Origin of the sequence: Actinomadura sp. KC345, from assembly GCF_004348515.1 — a bacterium.
Lineage (GTDB): Bacteria > Actinomycetota > Actinomycetes > Streptosporangiales > Streptosporangiaceae > Spirillospora.
This window is the reverse complement of the sequence record NZ_SMKH01000182.1, coordinates 1-15576: the sequence shown is the minus strand read 5'-3', so window position 1 is coordinate 15576 and position 15576 is coordinate 1. Positions and strand designations below refer to the sequence as shown.

The 15576-nt window shown below is 68.7% G+C and carries 18 protein-coding genes; 15 read left to right on the top strand and 3 right to left on the bottom strand.

Annotation, left to right across the window (positions count from 1 at the left end; translation table 11 throughout):
• Nucleotides 1–406 precede the first annotated feature (406 nt).
• The 12 genes from E1281_RS25875 (at nucleotide 407) to E1281_RS25825 (ending at nucleotide 10478) form a co-directional block, all read left to right on the top strand.
• The gene (locus tag E1281_RS25875; protein ID WP_165959104.1) at nucleotides 407–1093 is read left to right on the top strand and encodes a GntR family transcriptional regulator; all 687 of its coding nucleotides are present in this window, start codon (nucleotides 407–409) and stop codon (nucleotides 1091–1093) included.
• Nucleotides 1094–1217: 124 nt separating this feature from the next.
• Complete coding sequence (locus E1281_RS25870; protein WP_131882270.1) at nucleotides 1218–1649, top strand: plasmid replication, integration and excision activator; 432 nt, start codon at nucleotides 1218–1220, stop codon at nucleotides 1647–1649.
• Nucleotides 1649–1927, top strand: coding sequence for a hypothetical protein (locus E1281_RS25865; protein ID WP_131882269.1), 279 nt, complete (start codon nucleotides 1649–1651; stop codon nucleotides 1925–1927). Before E1281_RS25870 ends, E1281_RS25865 begins: the two co-directional genes overlap by 1 nt.
• The gene (locus E1281_RS25860) at nucleotides 1927–2232 is read left to right on the top strand and encodes a hypothetical protein (RefSeq protein ID WP_131882268.1); all 306 of its coding nucleotides are present in this window, start codon (nucleotides 1927–1929) and stop codon (nucleotides 2230–2232) included. Before E1281_RS25865 ends, E1281_RS25860 begins: the two co-directional genes overlap by 1 nt.
• 83 nt (nucleotides 2233–2315) lie before the next feature.
• Nucleotides 2316–3065: a hypothetical protein gene (locus E1281_RS42110; RefSeq protein ID WP_243717406.1), complete on the top strand. Its 750-nt coding sequence runs from the start codon at nucleotides 2316–2318 to the stop codon at nucleotides 3063–3065.
• Nucleotides 3066–3097: 32 nt separating this feature from the next.
• Nucleotides 3098–3781 (top strand): hypothetical protein, encoded by a 684-nt coding sequence (locus tag E1281_RS42105; protein WP_243717404.1) that lies wholly within the window; start codon nucleotides 3098–3100, stop codon nucleotides 3779–3781.
• Nucleotides 3778–5490, top strand: coding sequence for a replication initiator (locus E1281_RS25850; protein WP_347813309.1), 1713 nt, complete (start codon nucleotides 3778–3780; stop codon nucleotides 5488–5490). Before E1281_RS42105 ends, E1281_RS25850 begins: the two co-directional genes overlap by 4 nt.
• 14 nt (nucleotides 5491–5504) lie before the next feature.
• The gene (locus E1281_RS25845) at nucleotides 5505–5687 is read left to right on the top strand and encodes a helix-turn-helix domain-containing protein (RefSeq protein ID WP_131882272.1); all 183 of its coding nucleotides are present in this window, start codon (nucleotides 5505–5507) and stop codon (nucleotides 5685–5687) included.
• Nucleotides 5684–7273, top strand: a complete 1590-nt coding sequence (locus E1281_RS25840) for a tyrosine-type recombinase/integrase (protein ID WP_131882267.1) — start codon at nucleotides 5684–5686, stop codon at nucleotides 7271–7273. The genes E1281_RS25845 and E1281_RS25840 overlap by 4 nt, the downstream gene beginning before the upstream one ends.
• A gap of 172 nt (nucleotides 7274–7445) precedes the next feature.
• Nucleotides 7446–9077 (top strand): chaperonin GroEL, encoded by a 1632-nt coding sequence (gene groL / locus E1281_RS25835; protein WP_131882266.1) that lies wholly within the window; start codon nucleotides 7446–7448, stop codon nucleotides 9075–9077.
• A gap of 211 nt (nucleotides 9078–9288) precedes the next feature.
• Complete coding sequence (locus E1281_RS25830; RefSeq protein WP_131882265.1) at nucleotides 9289–9813, top strand: phospholipid scramblase-related protein; 525 nt, start codon at nucleotides 9289–9291, stop codon at nucleotides 9811–9813.
• 74 nt (nucleotides 9814–9887) lie between these two features.
• The gene (locus E1281_RS25825) at nucleotides 9888–10478 is read left to right on the top strand and encodes a phospholipid scramblase-related protein (RefSeq protein WP_131882264.1); all 591 of its coding nucleotides are present in this window, start codon (nucleotides 9888–9890) and stop codon (nucleotides 10476–10478) included.
• 22 nt (nucleotides 10479–10500) lie between these two features.
• Here the strand turns inward: E1281_RS25825 and E1281_RS25820 are convergent, their stop codons facing one another.
• Genes E1281_RS25820 through E1281_RS25810 form a run of 3 tightly spaced genes read right to left on the bottom strand, consistent with a single transcriptional unit; the run spans nucleotide 10501 to nucleotide 12993 of the window.
• Nucleotides 10501–11160 carry a response regulator transcription factor gene (locus tag E1281_RS25820; RefSeq protein ID WP_131882263.1) on the bottom strand — a complete coding sequence of 220 codons (660 nt, stop codon included), beginning with the start codon at nucleotides 11158–11160 and terminating at the stop codon, nucleotides 10501–10503.
• Nucleotides 11157–12674, bottom strand: a complete 1518-nt coding sequence (locus E1281_RS25815) for a HAMP domain-containing sensor histidine kinase (RefSeq protein ID WP_131882262.1) — start codon at nucleotides 12672–12674, stop codon at nucleotides 11157–11159. The genes E1281_RS25820 and E1281_RS25815 overlap by 4 nt, the downstream gene beginning before the upstream one ends.
• Nucleotides 12661–12993, bottom strand: a complete 333-nt coding sequence (locus E1281_RS25810; protein WP_131882261.1) for a hypothetical protein — start codon at nucleotides 12991–12993, stop codon at nucleotides 12661–12663. The genes E1281_RS25815 and E1281_RS25810 overlap by 14 nt, the downstream gene beginning before the upstream one ends.
• 183 nt (nucleotides 12994–13176) lie before the next feature.
• Between E1281_RS25810 and E1281_RS25805 the strand changes: the two genes are divergently transcribed.
• From E1281_RS25805 to E1281_RS25795, 3 genes are read left to right on the top strand one after another with little or no spacing between them, the layout of a single operon-like run.
• The gene (locus tag E1281_RS25805) at nucleotides 13177–13818 is read left to right on the top strand and encodes a DUF4956 domain-containing protein (RefSeq protein ID WP_243717403.1); all 642 of its coding nucleotides are present in this window, start codon (nucleotides 13177–13179) and stop codon (nucleotides 13816–13818) included.
• Nucleotides 13815–14633 (top strand): polyphosphate polymerase domain-containing protein, encoded by an 819-nt coding sequence (locus tag E1281_RS25800; RefSeq protein ID WP_131882259.1) that lies wholly within the window; start codon nucleotides 13815–13817, stop codon nucleotides 14631–14633. The genes E1281_RS25805 and E1281_RS25800 overlap by 4 nt, the downstream gene beginning before the upstream one ends.
• A 10-nt stretch (nucleotides 14634–14643) precedes the next feature.
• Nucleotides 14644–15000, top strand: coding sequence for a hypothetical protein (locus E1281_RS25795; RefSeq protein ID WP_131882258.1), 357 nt, complete (start codon nucleotides 14644–14646; stop codon nucleotides 14998–15000).
• Nucleotides 15001–15576 lie beyond the last annotated feature (576 nt).

Genomic DNA, 15576 nt, shown 5'->3' with positions numbered 1-15576 from the left:
GTTCCCCCGGCCTGGTGGGTCCCCCAATCGCCCGTAGGGCGGGCGGCAACCAACTCAACCCCCGGCGTCAAAGTCACTCCACGGCCCCAAACACCGCAGGTCACGGCCGTTCAGGAGAATCCAAGGCCCGAGTAGGCGCACGGTTGTGTGGAGACCTTGTGCAGGGGAACCCGCGGGCCTGCGTCGACAAGGTTGAGCTGAGCCCCCGGCGTGCCGCAGTCGATCACTGCGGGCTTAGCGCCGGGGGCTCAGATCGTCCTGAGGGAAGAAAAGTGCCAGCTCGGAACCGGTGATGCCGTGACAGGACTGGTGGAGTCCTGGTTTGCTGTGGGTACTCGTGTTGTCGAGCTGTTGGCAGGACCTCGTGTCAGATCACCCTTCGTACGCTCCGAAGTACGTCCAGATCATGGAGACGCTTCGCGCCCGGATCGAGGACGGAACCTATCCCGTCAACGCGCCGATTCCCTCTGAGGCGGCGCTTGGGCGGGAGTTCGGGGCGTCGCGTCCCACGGTGGTTCGTGCTTTGAATGAGATGCAACTGCTGGGTGAGCTCCATCGTGAGCACGGGCGGGGCACCTTCGTGAAGGCCGTTCCCGCGTCGGGGGCACGTAACAGCCGGCCCGGTCTCGCGGTCCTGGATCGCCAGGAAAGCGCCACCTCGGTCAGGGTGGTGCAGGTCGGTCGTTCCACTGCGCCGGGTGCGGTGGCGATGCTGCTCGGCCTGGCCGAATCGGCACCTGTCCACCTGCGGCGCTACGTGGGCCTGTATGACTCCATCGCCAGTGAGCTTGTCTCGCTGTGGGCTCCGCTCGATGTCGCGCGGGCCTCGGGCCTGGATCAAGAGGGGCCGTTGACGGTTCCGATCCGCCAGCTCTTGACCGCGTCGGCCCGGGACCGGTTGGCCCGCGTTGATGAGCGCCTTCGGGCTCGTCGTCCCACCGAGCAAGAGCGTGAATCCCTCGACCTGGCCGAGGGTGAGCCGGTGCTGTCGGTGCTGGGCTCGGTGGTCGACTCCACGGGGCGGACGGTCCTGGTCGCGGAGGTCGCGCTACCCGGATCGCTGCACGTGCTCGAAGAGTCCTACGGACTGTGACCCAGATCACTCGATAAGTCGTCTTGTACTCCTTGTAAATCCGTCGTCGTCGCATAGCCTGTCGATACAGCAACTCGACAAACCGAGTTGACGTCAGAAGGATCGAACGACAGGGAGTATCACGATGGCCGTGCAGGGTCCGTTCAAGGTCGCGTTCGGGGACGTGTTCCCCTACGGCGCGTACATCAAGGGCGGTGTGGAGCCGGTGCGCGACTTCGACCGGTCGACGAAAGAGAACTTCATCCAGGCCCGCGACAAGGACACCGGCGAACTGGTCTGGGCCATCGAGGTCCTGGACGCTGACCCGGAGTCCAAGGGGACGTTCAAGGTCAAGCTGATGGGGCCGGTGCAGCCGATCATGCCGGAGGCTCCGGCGGGGTTCCCGTTCGTGCCGGTCGAGTTCGACGGCTTGGCGGTGACGCCGTACGTCAACTCCGGTACCGGGCGGCTGGCCTACTCGCTGAAGGCGGCGGCGGTCCGTCCGGCCAACTCCCGGGGCGGCGCGTCCGCGTCCCGTACCTCGGGCAAGGACAACGCTGCCAAGGATGCGGCGTGATGGCGGGCGGGCGGATGTCGGCGCTGTCGCTGCCCATCGACGGCGCGGCCTCCACCGAGTTCCGGGCGTTCCGGGCGCGCACGCCGCTGTTCACCGTCTCGGCGGGGCGGGTGCTGGTCACCCTCACCCTTCCCGAACGACTGCGGGCCGAAGACGTCGAGTTCGCGCGGGGCCTGGCCGAGCAGGCGGCGGCGTACGCGGTGGAAGTGGAGCGGCTGTACCGCTCCGGCCGTGGCTCCTCGTCCGGGCGCTCCTCGGGCAAGAGGAGGGCTGCGTGATGGATTCCTACAGCTACACCACGGTGTCGGTGAAGCCGGACGGGTCGGCGCACACGTCGGTGAGCATGCTGCCCGACAAGTGGCTGTCGGTGGTGTGCCCGCGCGGCAAGGACCGGGCGCAGATCTCGCTGTCGCACTCGCGCGCTGACGTGACGCTCTCCCCGACCAACGCCACTGCTCCGACCGCCGGGGACGTCTGGGTCGCGCGCAAGCTCGCCACCTCGTTCGCCCTCTACGCGGCCGAGGTGGAGCGGCTCCACGTCGCCAACGGCGGTTCCGAGCCTGCGCAGGACCCGGCGGCTTGATCTGGGTGGGGCGGCTGGAGCTGGTACCTCCGGCCGCCCCGCTTCTCTCCCCCACAGCACAGCTAGTGAAGAGGTGACCCATCATGGCATGGGAGTTCCGCAAGCTCTCACCCGGCGAAAACGTCGCCGTCGAAACCCAGCGAGACCCCTTCGCGGCCCCCAAGTGGGCGCCCCCGGTGTGGCACATGCCCGAGGGCCTGGTGCTGATCGTCAACACCGTCCGCGTCCTGGTCCGCGTCCTGGTGTTCCTGGTCCGCAACATCGTCCCCGTCTCCATCGCGGCCGGGCTCGGCTGGCTTGGCTACCGGTTCGGGTGGACGGTCCCCGTCCTCGTCCTGGCCCTCGTCCTCGTCATCCTCGGCACCTGGGCGGCGGCGGACCGTCCCTCCTTCGTCCGCTGGGTGGCCCGACCCGTCCGGTCCTGGTGGCGACTGGTGTTCATCTACCGGCGGGACTGGCAACCCGTCCTGGTCACCGCCGGACTCACCAAGGTCCACAAGGGGCGCGAATACCTGCCCTCGCTCGTCCGGGTCCGCTGCGGCCCGACCTCTGATCGGGTCCTGGTCCGCATGCTCAAGGGGCAGGCTCCCGACGCCTGGGAACGGGTCGCGGCCAACCTCGCGCACGGCTTCGGCGCATCCCTGGTCCGCGTCCGGAACGGGGACCGTCCAGGCCGGATCTGGCTGGAGTTCGTCCGCCGCGACGCCCTCGCCATCCCCATCCCCGCGCTACCTGTTCCGGACGCCTCCGACGTCGACCTACGGGCGTTGCCGGTCGGACGGCCGAAGACGGCTCACCCTGGCTGCTCCGGCTCCTGGAAACCCACGTCCTGATCGCGGGCGCGACGGGGGCCGGCAAGGGTTCAGTGATCTGGTCCACGATCCGCGCACTTCTGCCGCTCCTGCTCGGGGGGCTGGTGGAGGTGTGGGCCGTCGACCCCAAGCGCATGGAACTGAGCTTCGGGCGGGCGCTGTTCGAACGGTACGGGCGCTACAGCGACGACCCCAAAGGCGGCATGGTCGACCTCCTGGAAGCGGCGGCCGAGGACATGAACGCCCGCGCCGAACGCTTCGCCGGTCACACTCGCTCGTTCACGCCCTCGCGTGAGTTCCCGTTCCGGGTGATCGTGGTCGATGAGCTGGCGTTCCTGACCGCCTACTGCCCCGAACGCGACCTACGCAAGCGCGCCGAATCCGCGCTTGCGGTGCTGACCTCACAAGGCCGGTCGGTGGGGTACTGCGTGATCGGCGCGCAGCAGGACGCACGCAAAGAGGTCAACAACCTGCGCAACCTGTTCCCCGACCGGATCGCCCTGCGCCTGGACGAAGACGACCAGGTCGACATGGTCCTTGGCGACGGTGCCCGCGACCGCGGCGCCCTGGCCGACCAGATCTCCTCGGTCCCGGAGGTCGGTGCGGGGGTGGGGTTCGTCCGGCTGGAGACGAGTCCGGATCCGGTGCGGGTGCGGGCCGCCTACGTCTCCGACGCCGATATCCGAGCGATGCTCGCGCTCGGCCTCCCCGACCTCGACAACAAGGGGGCTGCGTGACCAACACCGCTCCCACCGTCACCCAACCTACCCTCGACGCCCCTGACGTTGACGTCTCCCCGCCCGAACCCGCACCGGAACCGGTCGTCAAGACGCTGGCTCCGCTGGCGCGCGGCGTGCTGGAATCGGTCGCGGTCGAACACGGCGTCTGCATCCGGCCCGTGCCCATGCGCCGGGTCGACCTCAACACGGGCACGGCCGAGGTCGTCTATGTCCCGTGCGGGCACACCCTGGAGTCGGTGTGCCCCTCGTGCGCCGAACGCAAGCGCAAACTCCGCGCCGTGCAGTGCCGTCAAGGCTGGCACCTGGACACCGAACCCCAGATCACCCGCGCCGACCCCGACGACGAACAACGCGCCTGGATGCAACTGCGAGCACAAGCCCAAGCGTCCCGCGACCGTGCGGCCGAGGACGGAACGGCGGACGGGGAAGACTCCGAGTTCTGGGACGCCATGGTGCGTGACCTCGACCATGAACTTGAACGCTCCGGCGTACGCGGTGCCCTCAAAACCGGTGAGGAGAGCAAGAGTCGGCGCACCCGGTCGACTCGGCGGCGGCAAGACGCTCCAGACCTTCCTCGGCGTCCGGTCGACTCCCGCACGGTCGGCAAGGTGTACCGAGGTAAGGACGGCAAGACCTTCCGGCCCTCGATCTTCCTGACCCTCACGTTGGACTCCTACGGGCGCGTGTGCTCGGACGGAGCACCGGTCGACCCCGACACCTACGACTACACGCGGGCCGCGCGGGACGCGTTGCACTTCTCCAAGCTCATAGACCGGTTCGTGCAGAACCTGCGCCGCTTCGTCGGGCACGACGTGCAGTACTTCGCCGCCGTCGAACCGCAACGCCGCCTGGCTCCGCACCTGCACATGGCCATCCGCGGAACCATCTCCCGCGCCGAACTACGGCAAGTGGTCGCGGCCACGTATCACCAGGTGTGGTGGCCCTCGACCGACCGCGTGGTCTTCTCCGGGGAGCACCTGCCGGTATGGGACGACGTGGCCGGTCCAGAGGGCGGATACCTCGACCCGGCAACCGGTGAAGTCCTGCCCACCTGGGACGAGGCCCTAGACGCGCTCGGCCTGGACGAGGATGCCGACCCCCTGCACGTGGTCAAGTTCGGGCGCCAGATCGACGCCCAGGGCGTCATGCCCGACTCCCCGCAGTCCCGCAAGCTCATCGGATACCTGACCAAGTACCTCGTCAAGGGCGTCGCCGAATGCCACACCGCCGAAACCAGCCGGCAGCGTGAACACGTCGACCGGATGGCCGAAGCACTCCGATTCGAGCCGTGCTCGCCGACGTGCGCGAACTGGCTGCGCTACGGCGTCCAGCCCAAGAACCCGCGCAAGGGCATGATGCCGGGCTTTTGCAAGGGCAAGGCACACCGCCGCGAACACCTCGGCTACGGCGGACGCCGGGTCCTGGTCTCCCGCAAGTGGTCGGGCAAGACCCTCGCCGACCACAAAGCCGACCGCAAAGCCTGGGTGCTGGCCCGCCTCGCTGAGGCCGGAATCCCCGTCACCAACCCGGCCGACCCGAACGCCATGCACGTCTGGGAACGCGCCGGACCCGGTGACCCCGACGTCAAGCCGATCGAACGACGGCTCATGCACCTCATCAACGAACGCATCCAACGACGTCGCCAGCTCGACCAAGCGACCAACGACCCCACCCCAGAACTTTCGGCAACTGCGGAGGCAGCGTGAAGCGCAGTGAGTTGATGACCACGAAAGAAGTCCTCGCAGAGCTGGGCGGGGACGTGGATCGGAACGTCTTCTACCGTTGGCGGGCAACGGGTCGGGCTCCTGCGGGCCTCAAGCTCCCCAACGGCGAACTTCGCTTTCGTCGTTCCGAGGTTCTCGCCTGGATCGACTCACTTGAGCAAGGGAGCGCGGCGGCATGATGTCGTATCAGGTGCGGTTCTGGTCCATCAAGAACGTGAAGAATCGCCCTCGCCCGTACGGCGTCCGCTGGATCGTGGCCGGGCAAGAGAAGTCGGAATGGTTCGTCACGAAAACCTTGGCTGAGCACTACCGCTCGGACCTCGTCCAGGCGGCCCGGCGGGGTGAAGCCTTCGACACGGTGACGGGCCTTCCCGAGTCGATGATGCGAACGCACAAGTCAGGGTCGTGGTACGACCATGCGCGGGCCTACGCGGTGCGGAACTGGCCTGGTAGCGCGGCCAAGACTCGTGCGACCGTAGCCGACTGCTTGGCGTCGGTCACTCGGGGCCTGATGGTCGACGAGCGGGGGACACCCGGACCCGAGACTCTGCATCGGGCTCTCGCAACCTGGGCGTTCAATCGGCAGCGTATGGAAAAACAAGAGCCTCCGCCAGAGACCGCCGGCGCCCTCGCCTGGCTGGCCAAGAAATCCGTTCCACTGGCTGACCTGGAAGACCCGGTGCTACTCCGAAACGCTCTCGACGCAATGGCGGTCAACCTGGACGGGAAGCCAGCGGCGCCGAAGTCAGTCGCGCGGCGCCTCTCCGTATTCCGCTCCTGCCTGGATTACGCCGTGGAACTCAAAGTCTTTTCGGCAAATCCGCTCGGTGGTGTCCGCTGGGAGGTTCCCAAGACGGCGGAACAGGTCGACCCCCGTCAAGTGCCCAACCCTGATCAGGCGCGGGCCATGCTGGCTGCCGTTCCGGTCGTCGCCCCTCGGGTCGGACGGCATCTCCTCGCCTTCTTCGCCTGTCTGTACTTCGCGGGCCTCCGCCCCTCGGAGGCGGTTGCCCTGCGCCTGGACGACTGCGAGCTTCCGGCAACCGGCTGGGGCCGTCTCCTCCTCGCTGGCTCTAGCCCGGCATCGGGTAAGCAGTGGACCGATGACGGCCAGTACCACCAGCCGAGGAGCCTCAAGGCCCGTCCCAAAGGGGTGAAGCGTCCCGTCCCGGCCTCTCCTGAACTGGTCGCCATCTTGCGTGCCCATGTGGCCGAGTTCGGCGCGGCCGATGACGGTCGGCTGTTCCGCAGCCAACGCGGGAACCGGCTCGCGCCGGTCAGTTACGAGTCCGTTTGGCGGCGGGCTCGTGAACACGTCCTGACGGCCGCCCAACTCGCCACGCCGCTCGCCCAACGGCCGTACGACCTGCGTCACGCGTGCCTGTCGCTGTGGCTGAACGGCGGGGTTCCGGCGGCCAACGTGGCGGCTCGCGCCGGGCATTCGGTGGCCATGCTCCAGAGCACGTATGCTCACTGCATCGATGGTGACGAGGAGATCATGAACCGGCGCATTGATGCAGCGCTGGGGGCTCCTCCTACCCCCGTCGCGGAACACGCGGAACAGTCCGCCGCTCCGCTGCCCCACCCTCGGGCACGTGTTCCGCGATCGTTCCGTGAATACCGACGGACGATCACACACAGTGGATCACGGCGACACACCGGTGACGCTCCCGAACTGGACTCCGGCGCAGGTGGGAACGGGTCGGGGCAGGTAGATGAACCTTCCCCGGACGAGGATGCACGGCGCTTGCACTCGGCAGGGTAGAGTGCTAAAAACACGGTTGGCACTCTGCTGTGGAGAGTGACAACTTCACAGTCTGGGTCGGGGCGATGAGGCCTCATGTCGGCGGCGGAATGGAAGTCGTCGGTGGGGGCCGTCCGTCGCGGGCGTCGGCTCGATCCGTCTAAGCCACCTTGTTCCGGGAGGACTGGAGCCTATGGCTGCAAAGATGATCGCGTTCGACGAGGATGCCAGGCGCGGCCTCGAGCGTGGCATGAACCAGCTCGCCGACGCCGTCAAGGTGACCCTTGGTCCCAAGGGGCGCAACGTCGTGCTGGAGAAGAAGTGGGGCGCTCCCACGATCACCAACGACGGTGTGTCGATCGCCAAGGAGATCGAGCTCGAGGACGCGTGGGAGAAGATCGGCGCGGAGCTCGTCAAGGAAGTAGCGAAGAAGACCGACGACGTCGCGGGTGACGGCACCACCACGGCGACCGTTCTGGCCCAGGCGCTGGTGCGCGAGGGTCTGCGGAACGTGGCCGCGGGTGCGAACCCGATGTCGCTGAAGCGGGGCATCGAGTCCGCGGTCGAGCGGGTCAGCGAGGAGCTGTCCAAGCTCGCCAAGGACGTGGAGACCAAGGAGCAGATCGCCTCCACGGCCTCCATCTCCGCCGGCGACCAGCAGATCGGCGAGATGATCGCCGAGGCGATGGACAAGGTCGGCAAGGAAGGCGTCATCACGGTCGAGGAGAGCCAGACCTTCGGTCTGGAGCTCGAGCTGACCGAGGGGATGCGCTTCGACAAGGGCTACATCTCGCACTACTTCGTGACCGACCCCGAGCGGATGGAAGCGGTCCTGGAGGACCCGTACATCCTGATCGTTCAGGGCAAGGCGTCGGCGAACAAGGACCTGCTGCCCGTCCTCGAGGGCGTCATGCAGTCCGGCAAGCCGCTGCTGATCATCGCGGAGGACGTCGAGGGTGAGGCGCTGGCCACCCTGGTCGTCAACAAGATCCGCGGGATCTTCAAGTCCGTCGCCGTGAAGGCGCCGGGCTTCGGCGACCGCCGCAAGGCCATGCTGGGCGACATCGCCACGCTGACCGGCGGCCAGGTCATCAGCGAGGACGTGGGTCTCAAGCTGGAGAACACCACGACCGACATGCTGGGCCGTGCCCGCAAGGTCGTCATCACCAAGGACGAAACCACGATCGTGGACGGCGCCGGTGACGCCAACGAGATCGCGGGCCGGGTCAACCAGATCCGCACCGAGATCGACAACACCGACTCCGACTACGACCGCGAGAAGCTCCAGGAGCGCCTGGCCAAGCTCGCGGGCGGTGTCGCGGTGATCAAGGCCGGCGCCGCGACCGAGGTGGAGCTCAAGGAGCGCAAGCACCGCATCGAGGACGCCGTCCGCAACGCCAAGGCCGCGGTCGAGGAGGGCATCGTCCCCGGCGGTGGTGTGGCGCTGCTGCAGGCCGGCGCCAAGGCGTTCGACAAGCTGGAGCTCGTGGGTGACGAGGCCACCGGCGCGAACATCGTCAAGCGCGCTCTGGAGGAGCCGCTGAAGCAGATCGCCGTCAACGCCGGCCTTGAGGGCGGCGTCGTGGTGGAGCGGGTCCGCGGGCTCACGCCCGGCGAGGGCCTCAACGCCGCCACCGGCGACTACATCAACATGTTCGACGCCGGGATTCTCGACCCGGCCAAGGTGACCAGGTCCGCGCTGCAGAACGCTTCGTCGATCGCCGCGCTGTTCCTGACCACCGAGGCGGTCATCGCCGAGAAGCCGGAGAAGAACCCGGCCCCGGCGGGCGACCCGACCGGCGGCATGGGCGGCATGGACTTCTGATCGGCGGCGTGTAACCACGCGACATGAAAGGGGCGGTCCCAAGGGGCCGTCCCTTTCGTGTGCGCGACGACCATGTCGGCGACGCCGGAACTCGGGTTCCTCCGGCCGTGCGGGTGCTGCCATGATGCCGATCCATGAGTGATCCTTCAGCTCCCCGGTCCTGCGCATCGATCAGCCGCGCAGCGCCCCCGGCGCGCGCTCCGAGTACAAGGTGTTCGACGGCCACGGCACGCTGATGGCGACCGCGGGGGAGCGTGACATCTCACGGCTGCGGAAGGCGGGCCGGGTCGTGGGAGGAGGCGGCGGCAGCGGCCGCCTCGTCCATGTCGAGAGTGCTCAGGGCGTTCCGCTGGTCGGTGTGGAGGCGGGCAAGGGGTCGTCGAGTTCCAGGACCCGGGTGAGCACCCCCGACGGCGCACTGATCGGGTGCCTGCAAAGGATCGCCGATAAAGCCGGGTACCAGTTCACGCTCCTGGACTCGGCGGAACGCCCCGTCGGCAGTCTGGAGGGCAGCCGATTCGGCTACAAGTTCCCCGTTCTGGACGGCTACGGCAACCACGTCGCGCAGATCGAGAAGAAGTTCAAGGGGCCCGCGACCGAACTGCTGACCACCTCCGACAGGTACTCGGTGGAGATCTTCCAGCCCCTCCATGACCCACTCCGGTTTCTGGTGCCGGTCATCGCGATCGGGATCGACCTGATGTTCTACGAAGGCAAGGACTGGCCGATCGGGTAGCACTTGCGCCGGGGGACTTTGGCGTACCGTATGCCTCGCGGCAAGGCCGCTCCACGACGAGGCTGGGAGAATGCATGAGCGATCCGTTCAGTTCCTCCGCGTTCAGGGTTGAGCAGCCGCGCCGAGGGCCGTTCGGCAAGTCGCGCTACAAGGTGATCGACGACGACGACACCCTCCTGGCCACCGCGGCTCCGGTGGACGACGAGGGGCGGGCCAAGGCGATGCGGGGCGTGCTCCCCGGCAAGTCGAACCTCGATGCCCGCGCCGTCCAGCTGACCACCCCCGACGGGAAGTCCGTGCTGACCGTGGAGAAGCCGCGGGGACGGGACTACACCGAGGTCCTCGGCCCCGAGGAGGACGTGATCGGCTCGTTCGTCACCGAGCGGGTCGGGCGCCGCTACGTCGTCTACGACGGCGACGGCACGCTGATCGGCGCCGTCGACGTGGACGTGCCGCGCACCAACTTCGAGGTGACCGACAAGGACGGCGCCAAGGTCGCCCACGTGCGCAAGAAGTGGGCCGGACTCGCCACCCACCTGCTGACGACGGCCGACAAGTACACCGTCGAGATCCACGACCCCGTCCCGGAGCCGCTGCGGACCATGGCCGCCGTGACGGCGATCGTGATGGACATGAGCCTCCACGAGTCCAAGGAGGTCACCTGACCCGCCGCCCGCCGCGGCCCGGTCACGGGCGCAGCCGGTAGCCGATCCCGCGGACCGTCTCGATGCGCGCGGACCCGAGCTTGCGCCGCAGGTAGCGGATGTAGACGTCGACGATGTTGGACCCCGGGTCGAAGTCGAACCCCCACACCTGGCTGAGCAGCTGCTCACGGGTCAGCACCTGGTCGGGATGGCGGCAGAACACCTCGGCCAGCGCGAACTCGCGGGCGGTCAGCTCGACCGTCCGGCCGCCGGCGCGAGCCCGCCGCGTCCGCAGGTCGAGGTCCAGGTCGCCGGCCCGCAGCACGGTCGCCTCCGGGATCCGCTCCGTCCGCAGCCGCAGCCGGATCCGCGCGAGCAGCTCCTCGAACGCGAACGGCTTGGCGAGGTAGTCGTCCGCGCCGCCCTCCAGGCCCGCGACGGTGTCCGCCACGGTGTCCCGCGCCGTCAGGATGATCATCGGCATCGTCACGCGTTCGCCGCGCAGCCGGCGCAGCACCGTGAAACCGTCCTGCACCGGCAATCCGAGGTCCAGGATCATCAGGTCGAAGTCGCCGGTCCGCGCGTACTCGTAGGCCGACAGCCCGTCGGCGACGACCTGGGTCGTGAAACCGTTCTTGTGCAGGCCCTTCTCAAGGAACGAGGTGATCCGCCGCTCGTCCTCGGCGATGAGGATCCGGTTCACCGCGTCACCTCCGTGTCGGCGGACGCCGCCAGTTCCGGTGCGGGGAGGACGACCGTGTCCGCCATGGCGCCGGCCTCATACGGCAGGCCCCCGGGCGCCGGTCGCAACGGCAGGGCCAGGACGAACTCCGCGCCTCCGCCCAGCGGGCTCTGCACATACGCCGCCCCGCCGTGCGCCTTGGCGATCGACGCGACGATGGCCAGCCCCAACCCCGAGCCCTCCGCCGGGCTCTTGCCGTTCGCCGGCTGGGCGGCTCGGACGAACCGTCCGAAGATCCGTTCGGCGTCCTCCGATGCCACGCCCGGTCCGGTGTCGCGTACCCAGAGCAGCACCGATCCGTCCCGCACGGCCGAGCCGACCTCGATCGTGTCGCCGTCGCGGGTGTGCCGCGCCGCGTTGGACGCCAGCTGCATCAGCGCCTGCGTCAGCCGTTGCGCGTCCCCCAGCACCCGCACCTCCGCGACCGCGCCGACCCGCCAGCGGCGGTCTCCGAGCCCGCGCGACTTGGCGACCACGTCGACCGTCAGGTCCGCGAGATCGACCTCCGCGACGGTCAGGAAGTCCGGGCGGTCGGCCTTCGCCAGCATGATCAGGTCGTTGACCATCCGGTTCATCCGGTCGAGTTCCTCCATGAGCAGCGCGCGGGTCTCCTCGCGCTCCGCCGGGTCGTCGTCGGCCATCAGCTCCAGGTGGCCGCGGATGACGGTGATCGGAGTCCGCAGCTCGTGGCCCGCGTCGTCCAGGAACCGGCGCTGCGCCGCGAACGCCGACTCCAGCCGGTCCAGCATCCGGTTGAACGTGGACGCCAGCGCCGCCACGTCGTCGTTGCCGCGGACGACCAGCCGCCGCGTCAGGTCCGACTCCCCGATCTGGTCGGCGGTCTGCCGGACGAGGCGGATCGGCGCCAGCACCCGTCCCGCGATCAGCCAGCCGACCAGCCCGGCCACCGCCAGCGCCCCGAACGCGGTGAACCCCAGGACCCGCGTCGTCTCGGTCACCTCCGCGCGCTGCGCGTCCCGGAACTGCACCACGACCAGCGCCGCCTGCCGCGGATCTCCTGACATCCGCACCGGCAGCACGGCGTACCGCACCTCACCGGCCGCGCTGTCGACCCAGCCGTAGGCAGGCGTCCGGGTCCGGGCGACCCTGGCGACGAACGCGGGGTCGTGATCGAGCCTGGCCGGCGGCTCCTGCGCGCTGCGCCGCGCGGCCCGCCCGTCCACCACGGAGAAGAACGTCTCGTAGCTGTCGGGCAGGTTGTGGACGAGGTAACCGGTCAGCAGCTCCGACACGTCCGCCGGAGGACGGCCCGTCGCCGGGTCCACCCCGTTCTGCGTGTAGCTGCGGAGCTTGTTGGCCTCGTGGGTGAGCTCGCCGTCGACCCTGTCGTTCAGCCGCGCGGACAGCACCGACCAGGTCACGGCGACGGACCCGGCCAGTGCCAGCCCGACGAGCAGCAGCATCCAGCCCACGATGCGCGCCCGCGCGGTGACCCGGCCTTCAGCCGTCGTCATCGTCGCCCGGACCGTCGTCGTCATCGTCGTCCGGGGCGACCGGCGGCGGCGCCACCGCGCGGCCGCCCGCCGTCGCCGAGGCGGACGGTCCGGCCGGACCGGGCGACGACGACCCCCGGTCCGGCGACGCGGCGGTCGCGCCCGGCGAGTCCGGAGTTCCCCGCGGTTCCCCGCCTCCGGTACTGGGTGACGTGGTGACCTCGATGGTGTTCCCGAGCGACGGAGGGGAGTTCTCGTGCGCCCGGGCGAGCCCGGCCACGAGGCCGATGACCAGCGTCCCGGCCACACCGATCCCGATGAACGACGTGCGTACCGACATACGAACAACCTCGCATATCACCGCGAACGAAAAGTTAACGTCAGATGAGAAGGCCCTCATCCGGGCTGCTCACCGGTCGTTCCGGGGCCCTGGATGAGGGTTCTTTCATCTGGCTCTCACGCGCTTCCCATCACGGGCGGAAACCGTCCTTCGGGAATGGGCACCGACCAGAAGGAGGCACCTGTGGCCGCGCACGTCCTGTACGGCCTCGCCGCGGATCTCGTCGCGATCACCATCCTGGCGCACGCGATCTACTTCCGCCGGCATCACCGCCGCGACCTGCGGCTCGCGTACATCGCGGTCAACGTGGGCGTCTTCACCGTCGTCTCGCTGCTGCTGGCCGAACGCGCCGACATCGCCGTCGGGTTCGGGCTGTTCGCGGTTCTGTCGATCATCCGGTTGCGATCGGACGCCATCACCCAGGAGGAGATCGGCTACTACTTCGTCGCGCTGGCGCTGGGCCTGGTGAACGGTATCGCCGCGGTCATCCCCTGGCTCGCGGTCCTGCTCGACGTGGTGCTCCTCGCGATGATGTACGTCGCCGACCACCCCCGGTTCTCCTCGCGCACCTGCCACCAGGTGGTGACGCTCGACGTCGTGCACGCCGATCCCGCGGCCCTGCGCGCCGACCTGGAGAACCGCCTCGGCGGAACGGTCCTGGCCTGCAACGTCACCGAGGCCGACTATGTGCGGGACGTGATGGTCGTGGACGTCCGCTTCCGGCGGCACGCCGCCAAGCCGGACCCCCGAAGCCATGAGATCAGGACGCCGTACCCCACCTATGCCGCGTCGGACGTGCCTCCGGCCGGACGCGTGACGCGATGACCGCCGACGGAGCCTCGGCACTCGCCCGCCTCACCGCGGCACTGCCTCCGATCGGCCTCGCGCAGGTACTCGAACGCGCCGAACTGCAGACCCGGGTGGATCGCAAGTACCTGGTGCCGGCCGCGATGGCCGAGGCGATACTGCCCCGGCTCGGCGGGGAGTACGCCGCACTGGACATCGGCGGCCGGCGCCGGTTCCGCTACTCCTCGACCTACTTCGACACCCCCGACCTGCTCACGTTCCGCCAGCATCGGCAGGGCCGCCGGCGCCGCTTCAAGATCCGGACCCGGACGTACCTCGACAGCGGCGAGTGCGTGTTCGAACTGAAGCTCGCGGGCGTGCGCAACGTCACCGACAAACGGCGCATGCCCTACGAAGCGACGCGTCGTGCCGAGATGGACGGTGCGGCGCGGGTGTTCCTGGAGGAGGTCCTGCTTGACGCGTACCGGGTGAACGCGCCGGACACCGTCGTCCCGTCCGCGACGACCGGCTACCTGCGCTCGACCCTCGTCCAGCTCTCCGGCCCGGGCCGGGTGACGCTCGACGCGAGCCTGACCTGCACACGGGACGGCGCCGGCATGGCCGCCGACCCGGGGATGGTCCTGATCGAATCGAAGTCCGAACGGGCCGACGCCCCGGTGGACCGGATCCTCCGCGACCTCGGCGTCCGCCCCGCGAAGATGAGCAAGTACTGCGTGGCCGTGGGCGTCCTCTACCCGGACGTGCACGCCAACCCTTGGCACGCGGCCATGCGCGCCTGTTTCGACCGCTCCGATGGCGGGCCTCCCCTTTTCGTGCCGGGCGGCCTGGGGTAGGTAATGAAACGTGCAAGTCGCTCCGAGCCGCTCCGGTGACTGGTGGATATCCCCTGCGATTCCGACGATCGCGAACTGCGTGCTGGCCGTGCTGTGGCTGTTCTCGGCCCTGGGCGGCTGGGGAGACACCGCCTTCTGCGGTGAGGGCGAAGGCTACGACCCGGGGTGCGGCGCCGGCTTCCAGGACGCGGTCCGGCTGTCCGCACCGGTCGCCGCCCTCGCGGCGGCCATCGCCGTGACGGCGTGGTCGCTACCGGGAGTGCGGCGCAGGCCCGACCGGCTGGACGCACTCCTCACCGTGGCGGCCTTCGTCTGGGTGTTCGCCGAAGGGATGCTCTTCATCGGTGGCTACCTGGCGAAGCCATGAGCTTCGCGCCGACGTTGCCTAAAAGAAATAATGCCGGTCCTCCAGGCGTTGTACTGGCTACCAAGGCGGATGAACTGGCACAAAACCCAAGGTAGAACGGGCGCGACGGTGTGTTGTGCCCCGCGTCACGTCGGGCACCGCGCGGAGTAGCCGTGCGAGTCGGTTTGACGTTCACTCGCCGTGGGCATACTGTTCACTTCGCCCCACGGGGACGCGGGACGCCTGAAGGCGGCCGGCCCGAGGGGAAACCACCAACGACGAGCAGGGTGCGGCTTTGCCGCGCCCGGCGTGCCGTGGTGGATCGGAAAAAGCCGATTTTGACAATCGCGCCGGATCTGATGAAATGGCTTCACCGCCCGGAAGGCGCCGCGCAAGCGGCACCGGAACGGCGTTGCCCAAAAGGCCGGAAATTGACAGTCCGGCTCGATTGGGTAGAGTGGGAAAAGCGAGTTGCCCCGGAGCCGGGGCCTGCGGGAGCGGGGTTCGGCGCGGTGGGTGTCCGTTTCTTGAGAACTCAACAGCGTGTTAAAAGCCAGTGCCTTTTTCGGCTCGGCCGGATGTTTGTTCGGTCGGGTC

Bases quoted from the DNA above. Each gene is read 5' to 3' on its own strand.
- E1281_RS42110 (WP_243717406.1), top strand. From the start codon at position 2,316: ATGGCATGGGAGTTCCGCAAGCTCTCACCCGGCGAAAACGTCGCCGTC.
- E1281_RS25870 (WP_131882270.1), top strand. From the start codon at position 1,218: ATGGCCGTGCAGGGTCCGTTCAAGGTCGCGTTCGGGGACGTGTTCCCC.
- E1281_RS25825 (WP_131882264.1), top strand. From the start codon at position 9,888: ATGAGCGATCCGTTCAGTTCCTCCGCGTTCAGGGTTGAGCAGCCGCGC.
- E1281_RS25840 (WP_131882267.1), top strand. From the start codon at position 5,684: ATGATGTCGTATCAGGTGCGGTTCTGGTCCATCAAGAACGTGAAGAAT.
- E1281_RS25810 (WP_131882261.1), bottom strand. From the start codon at position 12,993: ATGTCGGTACGCACGTCGTTCATCGGGATCGGTGTGGCCGGGACGCTG.
- E1281_RS25875 (WP_165959104.1), top strand. From the start codon at position 407: ATGGAGACGCTTCGCGCCCGGATCGAGGACGGAACCTATCCCGTCAAC.
- E1281_RS25865 (WP_131882269.1), top strand. From the start codon at position 1,649: ATGGCGGGCGGGCGGATGTCGGCGCTGTCGCTGCCCATCGACGGCGCG.
- E1281_RS25845 (WP_131882272.1), top strand. From the start codon at position 5,505: ATGACCACGAAAGAAGTCCTCGCAGAGCTGGGCGGGGACGTGGATCGG.
- E1281_RS25860 (WP_131882268.1), top strand. From the start codon at position 1,927: ATGGATTCCTACAGCTACACCACGGTGTCGGTGAAGCCGGACGGGTCG.
- groL (WP_131882266.1), top strand. From the start codon at position 7,446: ATGGCTGCAAAGATGATCGCGTTCGACGAGGATGCCAGGCGCGGCCTC.
- E1281_RS25800 (WP_131882259.1), top strand. From the start codon at position 13,815: ATGACCGCCGACGGAGCCTCGGCACTCGCCCGCCTCACCGCGGCACTG.
- E1281_RS25815 (WP_131882262.1), bottom strand. From the start codon at position 12,674: ATGACGACGGCTGAAGGCCGGGTCACCGCGCGGGCGCGCATCGTGGGC.